The sequence below is a fragment of the Fictibacillus sp. 7GRE50 genome, from assembly GCF_015903875.1.
GTDB classification, from domain to species: Bacteria; Bacillota; Bacilli; order Bacillales; family Fictibacillaceae; genus Fictibacillus; species Fictibacillus phosphorivorans.
This window is the reverse complement of record NZ_JACZDW010000003.1, coordinates 370,170-384,321: the sequence shown is the minus strand read 5'-3', so window position 1 is coordinate 384,321 and position 14,152 is coordinate 370,170. Positions and strand designations below refer to the sequence as shown.

At 39.3% G+C, this 14,152-nt stretch carries 16 protein-coding genes; all 16 read left to right on the top strand.

Annotation, left to right across the window (positions count from 1 at the left end):
* Window positions 1-12 precede the first annotated feature (12 nt).
* The 16 genes from IHV12_RS13115 (at window position 13) to rseP (ending at window position 14,131) form a co-directional block, all read left to right on the top strand.
* The gene (locus IHV12_RS13115; RefSeq protein WP_197191144.1) at window positions 13-2,019 is read left to right on the top strand and encodes a chemotaxis protein CheA; all 2,007 of its coding nucleotides are present in this window, start codon (window positions 13-15) and stop codon (window positions 2,017-2,019) included.
* Between the two features lie 11 nt (window positions 2,020-2,030).
* Window positions 2,031-2,495: a chemotaxis protein CheW gene (locus IHV12_RS13110; RefSeq protein ID WP_231618138.1), complete on the top strand. Its 465-nt coding sequence runs from the start codon at window positions 2,031-2,033 to the stop codon at window positions 2,493-2,495.
* Window position 2,496: 1 nt separating this feature from the next.
* Window positions 2,497-3,129 (top strand): chemotaxis protein CheC, encoded by a 633-nt coding sequence (locus tag IHV12_RS13105; RefSeq protein WP_197127737.1) that lies wholly within the window; start codon window positions 2,497-2,499, stop codon window positions 3,127-3,129.
* Window positions 3,122-3,610, top strand: coding sequence for a chemotaxis protein CheD (locus tag IHV12_RS13100; RefSeq protein WP_197191143.1), 489 nt, complete (start codon window positions 3,122-3,124; stop codon window positions 3,608-3,610). Before IHV12_RS13105 ends, IHV12_RS13100 begins: the two co-directional genes overlap by 8 nt.
* Before the next feature lie 30 nt (window positions 3,611-3,640).
* Complete coding sequence (locus IHV12_RS13095) at window positions 3,641-4,405, top strand: FliA/WhiG family RNA polymerase sigma factor (protein ID WP_197127739.1); 765 nt, start codon at window positions 3,641-3,643, stop codon at window positions 4,403-4,405.
* 11 nt (window positions 4,406-4,416) lie between these two features.
* The gene (locus tag IHV12_RS13090; protein ID WP_197191142.1) at window positions 4,417-5,757 is read left to right on the top strand and encodes a DUF342 domain-containing protein; all 1,341 of its coding nucleotides are present in this window, start codon (window positions 4,417-4,419) and stop codon (window positions 5,755-5,757) included.
* A gap of 18 nt (window positions 5,758-5,775) precedes the next feature.
* Window positions 5,776-6,045 carry a hypothetical protein gene (locus IHV12_RS13085; RefSeq protein ID WP_197191141.1) on the top strand — a complete coding sequence of 90 codons (270 nt, stop codon included), beginning with the start codon at window positions 5,776-5,778 and terminating at the stop codon, window positions 6,043-6,045.
* A 1-nt stretch (window position 6,046) separates the two neighbouring features.
* Complete coding sequence (locus tag IHV12_RS13080; protein WP_197191140.1) at window positions 6,047-6,478, top strand: DUF6115 domain-containing protein; 432 nt, start codon at window positions 6,047-6,049, stop codon at window positions 6,476-6,478.
* A gap of 157 nt (window positions 6,479-6,635) precedes the next feature.
* A complete protein-coding gene (gene rpsB / locus IHV12_RS13075; RefSeq protein WP_137789641.1) occupies window positions 6,636-7,361 on the top strand; it encodes a 30S ribosomal protein S2 in 726 nt (241 codons plus the stop codon).
* A gap of 102 nt (window positions 7,362-7,463) precedes the next feature.
* Window positions 7,464-8,342, top strand: coding sequence for a translation elongation factor Ts (tsf, locus tag IHV12_RS13070; protein ID WP_197127743.1), 879 nt, complete (start codon window positions 7,464-7,466; stop codon window positions 8,340-8,342).
* A 337-nt stretch (window positions 8,343-8,679) separates the two neighbouring features.
* On the top strand, window positions 8,680-9,405 hold the full coding sequence (gene pyrH, locus IHV12_RS13065) for a UMP kinase (RefSeq protein ID WP_066393724.1): 726 nt from the start codon (window positions 8,680-8,682) through the stop codon (window positions 9,403-9,405).
* On the top strand, window positions 9,405-9,962 hold the full coding sequence (frr, locus tag IHV12_RS13060) for a ribosome recycling factor (RefSeq protein ID WP_137789640.1): 558 nt from the start codon (window positions 9,405-9,407) through the stop codon (window positions 9,960-9,962). The genes pyrH and frr overlap by 1 nt, the downstream gene beginning before the upstream one ends.
* Window positions 9,963-10,131: 169 nt before the next feature.
* Window positions 10,132-10,887 (top strand): isoprenyl transferase, encoded by a 756-nt coding sequence (locus IHV12_RS13055; RefSeq protein ID WP_197127744.1) that lies wholly within the window; start codon window positions 10,132-10,134, stop codon window positions 10,885-10,887.
* Window positions 10,888-10,900: 13 nt separating this feature from the next.
* Window positions 10,901-11,689 (top strand): phosphatidate cytidylyltransferase, encoded by a 789-nt coding sequence (locus tag IHV12_RS13050; RefSeq protein ID WP_197191139.1) that lies wholly within the window; start codon window positions 10,901-10,903, stop codon window positions 11,687-11,689.
* A gap of 16 nt (window positions 11,690-11,705) precedes the next feature.
* The gene (gene dxr / locus IHV12_RS13045) at window positions 11,706-12,863 is read left to right on the top strand and encodes a 1-deoxy-D-xylulose-5-phosphate reductoisomerase (RefSeq protein ID WP_197191138.1); all 1,158 of its coding nucleotides are present in this window, start codon (window positions 11,706-11,708) and stop codon (window positions 12,861-12,863) included.
* A gap of 5 nt (window positions 12,864-12,868) precedes the next feature.
* Window positions 12,869-14,131, top strand: coding sequence for an RIP metalloprotease RseP (gene rseP / locus IHV12_RS13040; protein WP_197127747.1), 1,263 nt, complete (start codon window positions 12,869-12,871; stop codon window positions 14,129-14,131).
* Window positions 14,132-14,152 lie beyond the last annotated feature (21 nt).

Genomic DNA, 14,152 nt, shown 5'->3' with positions numbered 1-14,152 from the left:
AGGAATTATACGATGGAAATGACACAATATCTTGACATATTCATTGAGGAAAGCAAAGAGCATTTACAATCTATTAATCAACAAGTGCTGCTGCTAGAGAAAAGACCAGGAGAGCTTTCAATTGTAAATGAGATATTTCGTTCTGCTCATACGTTAAAAGGAATGTCAGCTACGATGGGTTATGAAGATCTGGCCAATCTTACGCACTGTATGGAAAATGTTCTTGATGCGATTCGAAACAACAAAATAGAAGTTTCATCTTCTGTCCTAGATGTTCTGTTCGCGTCGCTTGATCATTTAGAAGCGATGGTAGTGGAGATTTCAGAAGGTGGAAGCGGTAAACGTGATGTGACGAAGACAGTGAGAGATTTAGAGGCCCTTGAAAAGGGAGAAGCTCCAAAGATGATTCAAGCTGAATCAATAAAGGAAGCAGAGTCGTTACATGCTTATGATCAATATGAAAAGCAAATTATCATTCAATCAAAAGAACAAGGATTTAACGCTTACGAGCTTTCGATCTCATTAAGGGACGACTGTATCTTAAAAGCTGCAAGAGTATATATGGTCTTCGAAGTGATCGAACAGATCGGTGAGATCATAAAAACGATGCCAGCAGTAGACATGCTTGAAACAGAACAATTCGGAACTCATTTTACTCTTTCCATCCTCACGAAAGAGTCCGCCGAAAACGTACAGGAACGTATCTTAAAAGTGTCTGAGGTAGATGTAGTAGAAGTGGTTGACATTCAAGCAGATAAACTCAACATCTCGTCAAACACTGAGAGCGACAAGAATGATAAATTAGAGCAACAAGAAGTGAAACTAGAAGATAAAAAAAGCGAACCTCAACAAACTTCAATTTCAGGAAGCAGCGGAAAAACGATTCGTGTCAATATTGAAAGGCTCGATCAGCTCATGAACTTGTTTGAGGAACTCGTTATTGACCGAGGACGGCTTGAAGAGATATCGAAATCATTAAAAAGCATGGAACTCAATGAAACGGTTGAACGAATGTCTCGTGTTTCAGGAGACCTTCAAAATATTATCCTGACGATGAGAATGGTACCGGTAGAACAAGTTTTCAATCGCTTTCCAAGGATGATAAGAGGATTAGCGAAAGATCTCGGTAAAAAAGTAAACCTTGAGATCGTAGGTGCTGAGACTGAGCTTGATCGAACCGTAATCGATGAGATCGGTGATCCGCTTGTTCATCTACTTCGAAACTCGATTGACCATGGCATCGAAAACCCAGGGGAACGCTCTTCTAAAGGCAAAAATGAAACGGGGACCATCTATTTAAGAGCATTTCATAGCGGAAATCATGTGTTTATAGAGATTCAAGATGATGGAGCGGGTATAAATAAGCAAAAGGTATTGAGTAAGGCGATTGAAAATGGGGTCATCACGAAAGAAATGTCTGAAAATTTGACCGATAAACAGTGTTTTGAATTATTGTTCGCTTCAGGCTTTTCTACAGCCGATGTTGTTTCTGACATTTCAGGCCGTGGAGTGGGATTAGATGTTGTGAAGAATAAGATTGAATCGTTAGGTGGTTCTATCGCTGTCGATTCAACCGAAGGCTCTGGGACGATTTTTTCCATACAGCTTCCTCTTACTTTATCAATCATGTCAGTTATGCTCGTTGAAATTAGTCGTGAGAAATATGCGATTCCACTATCATCAATTATTGAAACGGCCATTATTAAGAAAGAAGATATTCTTTCAGCTCATAATCAGAAAGTGATTGATTTTAGAGGTAAAGTCGTACCGCTTGTAAACATGAAGGACATTTTTGAAGTCCCTGGTTCAACTGAAGCCAGTCAGCACGTTCCTGTAGTGGTAGTGAGAAAAGGTGACAAGATGGCAGCATTAGTCGTTGATTCGTTTATTGGACAGCAAGAAATTGTCTTGAAATCACTTGGTCAGTATTTGACATCTGTATTTGCTATCTCTGGTGCAACGATTCTAGGAGATGGACAAGTAGCATTAATTCTCGATTGCAATGCACTCATAAAATAAGGTGGTTAATCATGATGAATGAAGAAAAAGTGATCATATTTCAATTAAAAGATGAAGAATATGCAGTTCCTGTTCAGCACGTAAAATCGATTGAAAGAATGCAACCGATTACGAGAATTCCAAGAACAGTTTCTTTCGTAAAAGGGGTAATTAACTTAAGAGGAGTCGTTACTCCCATTATCGATCTGCGTTCACGATTCGAAATTGAAGAAGTAAGTCATACGGATACAACTCGCATCATCATTGTTTCAGTAGGTTCCATTGAAGCTGGACTGATTGTCGATGCAGCAAACGATGTAATCGATCTGGATAAAGAGTCGATCGAGCCTCCTCCTGAAGTAGTAGGTGGTGTAGATGCAGAGTATATCCATGGGGTTGCGAAGATTGAAAAGCGACTATTGATCTTGCTCGACCTTGTGAAGGTGTTGAATCCAGAAAAGTTGGATGTTCAACCTACAAAGGAGAGTATCCTTTGAGATGGATTTTTTAAAAATTCAGCCGATTCATCTGGATGTCTTACGAGAGATCGGAAACATTGGAGCAGGACATGCAGCCACAGCCTTATCAACGATGCTGAACAAAGCTGTTGATATGAAAGTTCCTTCAGTAAACGTGATCTCATTTGAAGAGATATCTGAGATGGTTGGCGGAGCAGAGAACGTTGTGGCATCTGTTTTCTTGAGAATCGTTGGCGATGCTCCTGGATGTATGTTCTTCATGCTTCCAGTTGAGCAAGCTGAGCAGCTTTTAGAAGACTTATTAATCGGCCAGACAGTGAAGTTAACAAACGGAGAAGAATCTGACATCTCATTATCTGCTCTTCAGGAAGTGGGAAACATTCTATCAGGCTCATATCTAACATCGTTCTCTGATTTCACAGGGTTGAATTTACAGCCATCAGTACCTGCAACAAGTATTGATATGGCAGGGGCAATCTTGAGTTTTGGACTTTTCGAAATTTCCACTGTGAGCGATTATGCCATTGTTATTGATACTGCTTTTACAGATATAGAAAGACAAGACGAGGTAAAAGGTCACTTCTTCTTGTTGCCTGATCCTCTTTCCTTCTCAAAAATTTTTGAAGCATTAGGAGTTCCGTTGGATGAGTGAAATCATAAAAGTTGGAATCGCTGATATAAACGTCGTTTCCCCTCCAAACACAATTAGAACAACAGGTCTTGGTTCATGTGTGGGCGTTATACTTTTCGATCAAGTAAAAAAAATGGCAGGGATGGCGCATATCATGCTTCCGGATTCGTCTTTATCAAAAACTCCCACATTGAATGAAGGAAAGTATGCGGATACAGCAATCAAGAGTTTATACGACATGCTGATCAAGAGTGGTGCTAACGGAAAAGCGCTAAAAGCAAAAATTGCTGGCGGCGCGCAGATGTTTAAGTTCTCATCCGGAAGTGAAATGATGCGAATCGGCCCAAGAAACGTAGAACGTGTCAAAGAAGAGTTGTCTGCTCTGAAAATTCCTTTACTAGCAAGTGATGTAGGAGGCTCGAGTGGCAGAACCATTGAGTTCAATCCAGAGAACACATTACTAACGATTAAAACAGTTAATGCAGGAACGAAAGTAATTTAGAAGTTCACAAAAAAAACGAGGAGGATTACCATGACGGAGCCATCTTTAGTAGAAGAACAATCTTGCTGGGAAAAGTGGAACACTAGTCGTGATCGAGAAGCAGGTGACGAACTGATGCGTGCATATTTACCACTTGTCAATTATCATGTACAACGTATATCGGTTGGTTTGCCGAAAAGTGTTAACAAAGATGAACTCCGATCCCTCGGTATGCTAGGGTTATACGATGCTCTAAAAAAATTTGAGCCTGAAAGAGACCTGAAATTTGATACATACGCATCATTTCGAGTTCGTGGTGCTATTTTGGACGGCTTAAGAAGAGAAGATTGGCTGCCAAGAAGTTTAAGAGAAAAAACGAAAAAAGTTGAAGCTGCCATTGAGAGGTTAGAACAAGAAAATCTGCGTTCTGTAAGCGCGAAAGAAGTTGCTGATGAATTAGGATACTCAGAAAATGAAGTAACAACCGTAATGTCTGAAAGTTTTCTTGCTAATGTATTATCGATCGATGAAGAGAATAAAGAAACAGAAAGTCGTGAAAAAGTTAGTTATACAATTGAAGATAAAAAAGCGATTACACCTGAAAATAGTTTGCTGCAAGAAGAACTTCATGGCGAACTTGCATTAGTGATCAAGGAATTATCTGAAAAAGAGCAGCTTGTAGTGAGTTTGTTCTACTTTGAAGAATTAACATTGACTGAAATCGGTCAAGTACTTGGTCTATCGACATCCAGAATATCTCAAATACACTCAAAAGCACTCTTTAGAATTCGACAGGTTCTACAACGATATATGTAAGGGGTAGGGATATGGATCAATGGTTTCATATTAAATATGAAGATAATGAAACGCAGGCTCTTTTATTAAAAAAAGAAGTTGAAATCCCATCTGGAGAAGTCACATTTTCGAGTCTTTTAGCTTGGGTCGAATCAAAAGGTATACGACATGGAATTCGAAATGAAGTTTTGAGTTTGATAGCTGAGAATCTAGATACATTTATTTTCCCGGCTGAAATCGCAAAAGGAAAACTACCGAAGGACGGAGAACCTGCAAGACTTATACCGTCTATCTCAAATGAGAAAGTCGTTACGATCAACGAAAATGCGAAGCTGGATTTTAAACGACTTTTTACAATTCCAACAGCTGAGTTCGGAGAGATCTTAGCAAGAAAAGTAAATGCTACAGAAGGCATCGCAGGAATAAGTGTTTTCGGAAAAGTGCTATCTGCAAAAAAAGGAAATGATCTGCTAGTGAAAAATGGTATGAACACCGTATTTAACGAATCAGAGCAATACGTTTATGCTTCAGCAAGCGGGGAAGTAACCTTTCAAAAGAACAGAGTAAATATTTATCCTGTTTATCGAGTGAATGGAGATGTTTCCTTAAAGACTGGTCACATAGATTTTGTTGGAAATGTTCATATAACGGGCGATGTTCCTTCCGGATTTAAAATATCAGCAAAAGGTGATGTGAGGATCGAAGGAGTCGTAGAAGCAGCAGATATCAATACAGACGGAAACGTTGTTATCGGTGGTGGTGTCTTAGGCCAAGGTAAAGGAACGATCCGTTGTGGAGGAGACTTTACTTCACTGTATATTAGTCAAGGAAATGTCTACGCCAATGGAAATATAATGGTAGCTCAAACGATTCTACACAGTTATTGTGAGGCAGAATTGACTGTTACATGTACAAGCGGAAAAGGGAATATATCGGGTGGTACATGTATTGCTGGGAACGGAATATCAGCGATTGATATAGGCAATGAAACGTACTCCAAAACGCTATTACACATAAAAACAAATGCTAAAATGGAGAGCGATATCTTAAAATACGAACAAAAAATTCTTGAACTGCAAACAAATTTAGAGAAATTAAATCATTTAAAGACTGTGTTGATTCAGAAAAATTCAGAACGACAAACGATTAATCGTATCATTAATACAATCTCTCAAGCGAAACACGAAATCGTTGACCTACAAAAGAAAATCCAAAGATGTAAAAGTTCTTCAAACTCATCTATAAATATAAAAGGCACGCTTCACCCTAATGTTGAGATCTGTATTGGAAAATACAAACGAAAAATTCAATCTCCATTTAATGCTGCAAAAGTATTTATAGAAGAGAAAGAAATTGTTGTTCACTCCCTATAAGAATTGGATGTGGATGCTGTGAGTCTGAAATTAATAGAGCTTCAAGTTGCAATTCCAAGAACAGTTGATGCGTCAAAAGCAAGTCTAGATCTAATGAACAGAGGACTTCTACAACAACAGCAGACCACAGAAGAAATACGTAAGAAAGACAAGAATGAATCGAAACGGGTCAATCAGAAAGAAGCGGCTGATGCAGGCTTGTTTCAATCAAATCAACAACAAGAAAAGACGAGTTCTAGAAGTCAGAGTCATCCTTATAAAGGGAAGAAAATTGATTATACAGGTTAGGATGAATGTGATGTACGCCTTAGTTTTTCTAAGTTTCTTATTAAATGTAGTCTGTCTTTATTCTGTTTTTAATTTGCGCAAAAAACTACAGCAGCAGAGTGCCTCAAATGACACAAGAATAAGTGAAGAGGTAGAAGAACTTCTGGAGCTGTTCTCAGAAGAGATGAAGCTTGAAAATGAACGTTTGCATAAGATGATTTTAAAATTCACAGAAGAGCAACAGCAGAAATATCATTCGACAGTGGTTAATGAGAATTCTCCAATCCAATCTGTAGAGACCCAAACTGACAATACTTCTCTAGATGATCACTTATCTAAAGATACGAACGAAGTATTAACATTAGCTCAAGAAGGATATAATGCTGAAGAAATTGCAAAAATGCTTCAAAGAGGTAAAGGCGAAGTAGAGTTACTTTTAAAATTTTATCGATAACAAGCAAAAAGACTTGCAGAAATTGCACGAAACATGTTATATTATTTCTCGGTGTTAATCACACACGTTTGCGGATTTGAGTAATGTGGTGCTGACTAAGTCAGTTATTGCTCAAAGGTGAAACAAACGGAGGTAAACAAACCTAGGAGGTGCCATTATGGCAGTAATTTCAATGAAACAATTGTTAGAAGCTGGTGTACACTTTGGTCATCAGACTCGCCGTTGGAATCCGAAAATGTCTCGTTACATTTTCACAGAAAGAAACGGTATCTACATCATCGATCTTCAAAAGACAGTAAAGAAAGTTGAAGAGTGCTACAATGTTATGCGTAACATCGCAGCTGACGGTGGAAAGATCCTTTTCGTAGGAACTAAGAAACAAGCTCAAGATTCAGTAAAGGAAGAAGCTGAACGTTCTGACATGTACTACATCAACCAACGTTGGTTAGGTGGAACATTAACAAACTTCGGTACAATTCGCAAGCGTATCAACCGCTTAAAAGATCTTGAAAAAATGCAAGAAGACGGTACTTTTGAAGTACTTCCTAAGAAAGAAGTTATTCTTCTTAAAAAGGAAATGGATCGTCTTGAAAAGTTCCTAGGCGGAATTAAAGACATGAACAAGCTTCCTGACGCATTATTCGTAGTTGACCCTCGTAAAGAGCGCATTGCGATTGCAGAAGCTCGTAAATTAAACATCCCGATCATCGCTATCGTTGATACGAACTGTGATCCGGACGAAGTTGATCACGTTATCCCTGGTAACGATGATGCAATTCGTGCAGTTAAACTTCTTACTGGTAAGATGGCAGATGCTATCATCGAAGCTAACCAAGGCGGAGAAGAAGTAGCAGAAGCAGCTGAAGAAGAAACTACTGCTTAATTAAATGGAATGCTCAAGGGTGGTAGAGGGGATGACCCTTTATCACCCTTTTTATGTAAAAGCACAACTAGCACTACATATCCCATAAGGAGGCAAAAACACATGGCTATTACAGCACAAATGGTTAAAGAATTGCGTGAGAAAACTGGCGCAGGTATGATGGATTGTAAGAAAGCATTAACTGAAACAGATGGTAACATGGAGGCGGCAATTGATTACCTTCGTGAAAAAGGGATCGCGAAAGCTGCTAAGAAAGCTGACCGTATCGCTGCAGAAGGTTTAACTTCTGTAATCGTTGAAGGCAACAAAGCAGTAATCCTTGAAGTAAACTCTGAAACAGATTTCGTTGCAAAAAACGAAAACTTCAAAAACTTAATCGCTGAACTTGGTAACCACTTGTTGGCTACAGAACCTGCTTCTGTTGAAGATGCATTGGCTTCTGAGTTTAACGGAACTACTGTAAATGATTACATCAACGCTGCAATTGCAAAAATCGGTGAAAAACTTACTCTTCGTCGTTTCGAAATCTTGAAAAAAGACGACAATGCAGCATTCGGCGCATACCTACACATGGGTGGTCGTATTGGAGTTCTTTCAGTTGTTGAAGGGACTACAGAAGAAGAAGTTGCAAAAGACGTTTCTATGCACGTTGCAGCAGTAAACCCTAAATACATCTCTCGTGACGAAGTTAGTGAAGAAGAAGTATCACGTGAGCGTAAAGTGTTAACTGAACAAGCACTTAACGAAGGAAAGCCTGAAAACATCGTAGCTAAAATGGTAGAAGGACGTCTTGGTAAATATTTCGAAGATATTTGCTTAAACGACCAATCTTTCATTAAAGATCCAGACCAAAAAGTAGGTAAATATGTAGCTTCCAAAGGTGCTACTGTTAAAGCCTTCATTCGCTTTGAAGTAGGAGAAGGTCTTGAAAAGCGTGAAGACAACTTCGCTGAAGAAGTAATGTCTCAAGTTAAAAAGTAAGCACAGTTTGAAAAAGAGGGGAGCACGTTGTGTTCCTCTTTTTTTACAGAAATAACCTGAGTTTCATAATGGCTATACTTACTTAAAAATTTTTGCTTAAGTGTTTTACAAAACATCTTTAGTTGTTGATTGTAGTGTAAGGTGCAAGACTCCTGCGGGACAAGCGGTCAGGTGAGACACTTAGAGGCGCAAAGCGGCAAGTGGCTCACCGGTCGCCCCGCGGAAAGCATGCACCTGAAACGGAAATCAACCACTTTCACAAAGCAACGAAGCTTTTTTTAGAATAAACAGCCTTGAAAACCAGGTAAATACATTTTTTTAGGTGATGGAGGGACAAATGACTACTTCAAAATATAAACGAGTCGTCTTGAAATTAAGCGGAGAGGCATTAGCAGGTGAACAAACTTCTGGAATCGATCCAAAAATCGTTCAGTCAATTGCTGAACAAGTAAAAGAAATCGTTGAACTCGACGTAGAAGTTGCTGTAGTTGTAGGCGGCGGAAACCTATGGCGCGGTAAGACGGGTAGTGAGATGGGAATGGACCGTGCCTCAGCAGATTATATGGGCATGCTTGCTACAGTTATGAATTCATTAGCTCTTCAAGACAGTCTTGAAAACATCGGGGTTCAAACAAGAGTACAAACATCAATAGAAATGCGTCAGGTTGCAGAACCTTATATCAGAAGAAAAGCCATTCGTCACCTTGAAAAAAAGCGCGTTGTCATATTTGCAGCAGGAACGGGTAACCCGTATTTCTCAACCGATACGACAGCAGCACTGAGAGCAGCAGAAATTGAAGCGGAAGTCATCTTGATGGCTAAGAACAACGTGGATGGCGTGTATTCTGCAGATCCGAAGTTGGATGAGAATGCAGTGAAGTATACGACATTATCTTATCTTGATCTTTTAAAAGACGGACTAGCTGTAATGGATACAACAGCTTCGTCACTATGTATGGACAATGACATCCCGTTAGTTGTTTTCTCGATCATGGAAGAAGGAAACATCAAACGAGCAGTTGCTGGAGAAAAAATTGGAACCGTTATAAGGGGGAGAAACTAATGGCAAAAGAAGTTTTAACTCAAGCAGAAGAAAAGATGCAAAAAGCAATCGGAGCTCTAAGACGCGAATATTCAACACTTCGTGCAGGTAGAGCAAATCCTTCTCTATTAGACCGAGTACAAGTTGATTACTACGGAACTCAAACACCAATCAATCAATTAGCAGGTGTAACCACTCCAGAAGCTAGACTTTTAGTTATTCAGCCTTACGACAAATCTGCAATGGCAGATATTGAAAAGGCGATCCTAAAGTCTGATCTTGGTCTAACACCTTCTAACGATGGGCAAGTGATTCGTATTGCGATTCCAGCTCTAACAGAAGAGCGCAGAAAAGAATTAGTTAAACTTGTTAAGAAGTTTGCTGAAGAAGCGAAAGTAGCTTTAAGAAACGTTCGCCGCGATGCGAATGATGATTTGAAGAAACTTGAAAAAGAAGCTGAGATTACAGAAGATGAACTACGCCGTTATAACGATGATGTTCAAAAGCTTACTGATAAATACACAGCTGAAGCTGATTCTGTAAGTTCTGCTAAAGAAAAAGAAATCATGGAAGTATAAAGCTTTTCCATGTACAATTAAATATAAAAAGCCCTCTATAAAAGGGGGCTTTTTTATTAGACAATATCGCCATTTTGCTAGATTTAAATTGATAAGTGGTGATAGGCATTAGGAGAAAATCTCTTATAGAGGTTGATTCTATGAAGTCTAAGAAGATGGAGGCTTATACATGCTTGACAAGCTTTTCTTTAAGAAAAAAAGTCCAGAGAATCATACATTTAAAGAAGAAAACATCCCTAAACATGTAGCTATTATTATGGATGGTAATGGTCGGTGGGCAAGGAAACGAGCGATGCCACGAATTGCCGGACATCATGAAGGGATGAAAACAGTTCGGAAAATCGTTAAAGAAGCGAATAAGATTGGGATTGAAGTGCTGACCCTTTATGCGTTTTCAACTGAAAATTGGAAACGGCCACGTGAAGAAGTCGACTTTTTAATGAAGCTTCCTGGAGAATTTTTAAATACTTTTCTGCCAGATTTGATTAAAGAGAACGTACAAGTGCGAATAATGGGTAAAAAAGAGTTATTGCCCCTTCATACTGTTAAAGCAGTAGATGAGGCGATTAACAAGACGAAGAACAATACAGGGTTAATCTTAAACTTCGCTCTTAATTATGGCAGTCGTGATGAGATTACAGCTGCAGTAAAAGCATTGGCTTCTGAAGTTAAACAAGGAAGATTAGAGCCTTCAGATATTGATGATTCTATGATCGAGCAGCATTTAATGACGCATGATCTAAAGGACCCTGATTTATTGATTCGTACAAGCGGTGAAGTTCGATTAAGTAACTTTATGCTATGGCAGCTTGCGTATTCTGAATTTTGGTTTACTGAAGTGTTATGGCCAGATTTTTCTGAGGAGCATTTAAGAGAAGCTGTATCACAATTTGCCGGACGAGGCAGGCGGTATGGCGGTGTTTAATTAAGGAGGACTTATGAAACAACGGATAATAACAGGTGTAATCGCAGCCGTTTTATTTATAGGGATTACCCTTTATGGAAGCTGGCCGTTCTCACTATTAATACTATTGCTAACTGGGATTGGCATGTTTGAATTATTACGTATGAAAGGGATGGAGCGAAGTTTCGTCGGGGGAATCGGCTATCTTTTAGCAGTCTTGGTGGCATTGCCAGAAGATTGGATGAGTTCATTAGAACCCTTTACTAAAACTGATGCCATTATACTTGCAGTTCTTCTGCTGCTAGTCGTAACGGTCATACAAAAGAACAATACAGATTACAATCATATTTCTTTTGTACTATTTAGTTCTATTTATGTAGGATTTGGCTTTTTCTATCTACTAGAAACGAGAATATTAGAGGACGGTGTCCAGCTACTATTCTTGATACTATTCATGATTTGGGCGACTGACTCTGGAGCATATTTTGTTGGGAAATCGATTGGAAAGCGAAAACTTTGGCCGGTTATCTCCCCAAACAAAACGATAGAAGGTGCAGTTGGCGGAATCTTCTTTAGTATCGTTGTAGGGGTGATCAGCTATTTCACTCATTTCGTTGATATGTCGATATTTAATATTCTACTTATCTCACTTGTCGTAGGCATATTTGGTCAGATTGGTGACTTGGCAGAATCGGCATTCAAACGAATCTACGATGTAAAAGATTCTGGTACTTTACTTCCTGGTCATGGTGGGATATTAGATAGACTAGACAGTGCGTTGTTTGTATTCCCGTTGCTTCACGTGCTTCATTTGATAGGATAACGCTAGGAGGTATTGTATGAAATCAGTTAGTTTACTTGGTGCAACAGGTTCGATCGGCATTCAGACCTTAGATGTGATCGCCTCTCATCCACAAAAGTTCAAATTAAGTTCGATGTCTGTAGGTAAGAATATTGAGGCTGCTGAAAAAATCATACAGCAATTCCAGCCTGAAATTTGTGCCGTTCAAAACGAAGAAGATGCAAAAGTACTTCGGTCTAAGGTGAATTCATCAACAAAAGTTGTCTCAGGGATGGATGGATTGATTGAAGCCGCGGTTTCTACAGATTCAACGGTTGTTGTGAACGCAGTAATCGGTAGTGTAGGCTTACTTCCTACATTAAAAGCAATCGAAGCAAAAAAAACGATCGCTTTAGCTAATAAAGAAACACTTGTGACTGCAGGTCACCTTGTTATGGAAAAAGCGAAAAAACACAACGTACCTATTCTTCCGGTCGATTCAGAACATTCAGCGATCTATCAGTGCTTAAACGGTGAAGACCTAAACCGTGTAGAGAAGTTGATATTGACTGCTTCTGGTGGAAGTTTTAGAGACCGAACTCGTGAAGAATTAAAAAAAGTTACAGTGCAGGAAGCTTTAAATCATCCAAACTGGTCTATGGGTGCGAAAATAACGATTGATTCCGCAACAATGATGAATAAAGGGTTAGAAGTTATTGAAGCTCACTGGTTATTTTCCTTTGATTATTCGAAAATAGACGTCATTTTACATAAGGAAAGTATCATACACTCTATGGTAGAGTTTGTTGATACAAGCATTATCGCTCATTTGGGACAACCAGATATGAGAGTGCCGATACAGTACGCTCTTACATATCCCGATCGGCTTGAATTAATAAACGGGAAAAGGTTAAACTTATGGGAAGTTGGGAAGTTACATTTTCAAGAAATGGACTACGACCGGTTCAGGTGTTTAAAACTGGCATTTCAAGCAGGGAAAGCAGGAGGCTTGATGCCGACGGTTTTAAATGCTGCGAACGAAAAAGCGGTTGAGCTATTCTTGAATGGTCATATCTCGTTTCTTGAGATTGAAGAGATGATTGAACGTGCTATGCAAGAGTTGTCTAATGTCAGTACGCCAGACCTTGAGACAATACAAGAAACAGATAATAGGACTCGTCAATATGTGGAGTCACTACTTAGTAAAGGCAGGTAATGGGAATGAACACTGTGATAGCCATTATCATCATTTTAGGTGCTTTAATTTTCTTTCATGAACTCGGACATCTATTGCTAGCAAAACGTGCAGGCATCTTGTGTCGTGAGTTTGCAATTGGATTCGGCCCAAAAGTGTTTGCCTTCAAGAAAGGGGAAACGGTCTATACGATCCGTCTTTTACCACTTGGAGGGTTCGTGCGCATGGCTGGAGAAGATCCAGAAGGTATTGAACTTAAGGCAGGTCACAGAGTTGGTTTGATCTTCAACCAAGCAGAAGAAGTGGAGAAGATCGTTGTAAATCACCGTGATAAGTATCCGGTTCAAAAGACGATCACCATTGAAAAAGCTGATCTAGAACGCGAATTGTATTTGACAGGTTTTGAAAATGAAGACTCTGGATCTTCGACTTACAAAGTTAAAGAAGATGCATTATTTGTAGCAGATCACCAAGAGATGCAAATCGCACCTTATAATCGACAGTTTGGATCAAAGACGATCATGCAGAGAACACTTGCTATCTTTGCTGGTCCAGCTATGAACTTTCTACTTGCTTTTGTGATCTTGGTTGTATTCTCACTCATGCAAGGTATACCGACAAATGAATCAAGGCTTGGTACCCTTCAAGAAGGAGCAGGCGCTGAGAAAGCCGGTTTAGTAAAAGGGGATAAAATTATTGCGGTTCAGGGCGAAAAGATGGACGACTGGAAAGAGTTAGTTTCCGTAATCCAAGAAAATCCTGGCGAAAAGTTAATGTTTACGATAAACCGTGATGGTGAAGAGAAAGTGGTTCCTGTTACGCTTGGCTCTCGCAAAGGTGCTGATGATAAGAACGAAGGATTTATTGGAGCACATCCATATACTGAATCCTCTTTTGTTGGTTCATTAGAATATGGAGCTAAACAAACATGGTTTATGACAACAGCTATATTTACGGGTCTCGGACAGCTTATTACTGGTCAGCATGGAATCGACCAACTTTCGGGGCCGCTTGGAATCTATGAATATACAGATCAAGCTGCTAAAGCTGGTGTTTATATGCTACTTCAGTGGGCAGCTATACTAAGTGTAAACTTAGGAATCTTTAACTTGTTGCCTTTACCGGCACTTGACGGAGGACGCCTTTTATTCTTAGGTGTTGAAGCATTGAGAGGAAAACCGATCGATCCACAAAAAGAAGGAATGGTTCATTTTATCGGATTTGCCTTTTTGATGCTATTGATGCTTGTTGTAACATGGAATGATATACAGAAAATTTTCCTTGGTTAATCAGGGATGATTTGAGGAGTA

Bases quoted from the DNA above. Each gene is read 5' to 3' on its own strand.
- IHV12_RS13115 (WP_197191144.1), top strand. From the start codon at position 13: ATGGAAATGACACAATATCTTGACATATTCATTGAGGAAAGCAAAGAG.
- pyrH (WP_066393724.1), top strand. From the start codon at position 8,680: ATGACTACTTCAAAATATAAACGAGTCGTCTTGAAATTAAGCGGAGAG.
- IHV12_RS13055 (WP_197127744.1), top strand. From the start codon at position 10,132: ATGCTTGACAAGCTTTTCTTTAAGAAAAAAAGTCCAGAGAATCATACA.
- IHV12_RS13095 (WP_197127739.1), top strand. From the start codon at position 3,641: ATGACGGAGCCATCTTTAGTAGAAGAACAATCTTGCTGGGAAAAGTGG.
- IHV12_RS13050 (WP_197191139.1), top strand. From the start codon at position 10,901: ATGAAACAACGGATAATAACAGGTGTAATCGCAGCCGTTTTATTTATA.
- IHV12_RS13080 (WP_197191140.1), top strand. From the start codon at position 6,047: ATGAATGTGATGTACGCCTTAGTTTTTCTAAGTTTCTTATTAAATGTA.
- IHV12_RS13110 (WP_231618138.1), top strand. From the start codon at position 2,031: ATGATGAATGAAGAAAAAGTGATCATATTTCAATTAAAAGATGAAGAA.
- IHV12_RS13100 (WP_197191143.1), top strand. From the start codon at position 3,122: ATGAGTGAAATCATAAAAGTTGGAATCGCTGATATAAACGTCGTTTCC.
- rpsB (WP_137789641.1), top strand. From the start codon at position 6,636: ATGGCAGTAATTTCAATGAAACAATTGTTAGAAGCTGGTGTACACTTT.
- rseP (WP_197127747.1), top strand. From the start codon at position 12,869: ATGAACACTGTGATAGCCATTATCATCATTTTAGGTGCTTTAATTTTC.
- tsf (WP_197127743.1), top strand. From the start codon at position 7,464: ATGGCTATTACAGCACAAATGGTTAAAGAATTGCGTGAGAAAACTGGC.
- IHV12_RS13105 (WP_197127737.1), top strand. From the start codon at position 2,497: ATGGATTTTTTAAAAATTCAGCCGATTCATCTGGATGTCTTACGAGAG.
- dxr (WP_197191138.1), top strand. From the start codon at position 11,706: ATGAAATCAGTTAGTTTACTTGGTGCAACAGGTTCGATCGGCATTCAG.
- IHV12_RS13090 (WP_197191142.1), top strand. From the start codon at position 4,417: ATGGATCAATGGTTTCATATTAAATATGAAGATAATGAAACGCAGGCT.
- frr (WP_137789640.1), top strand. From the start codon at position 9,405: ATGGCAAAAGAAGTTTTAACTCAAGCAGAAGAAAAGATGCAAAAAGCA.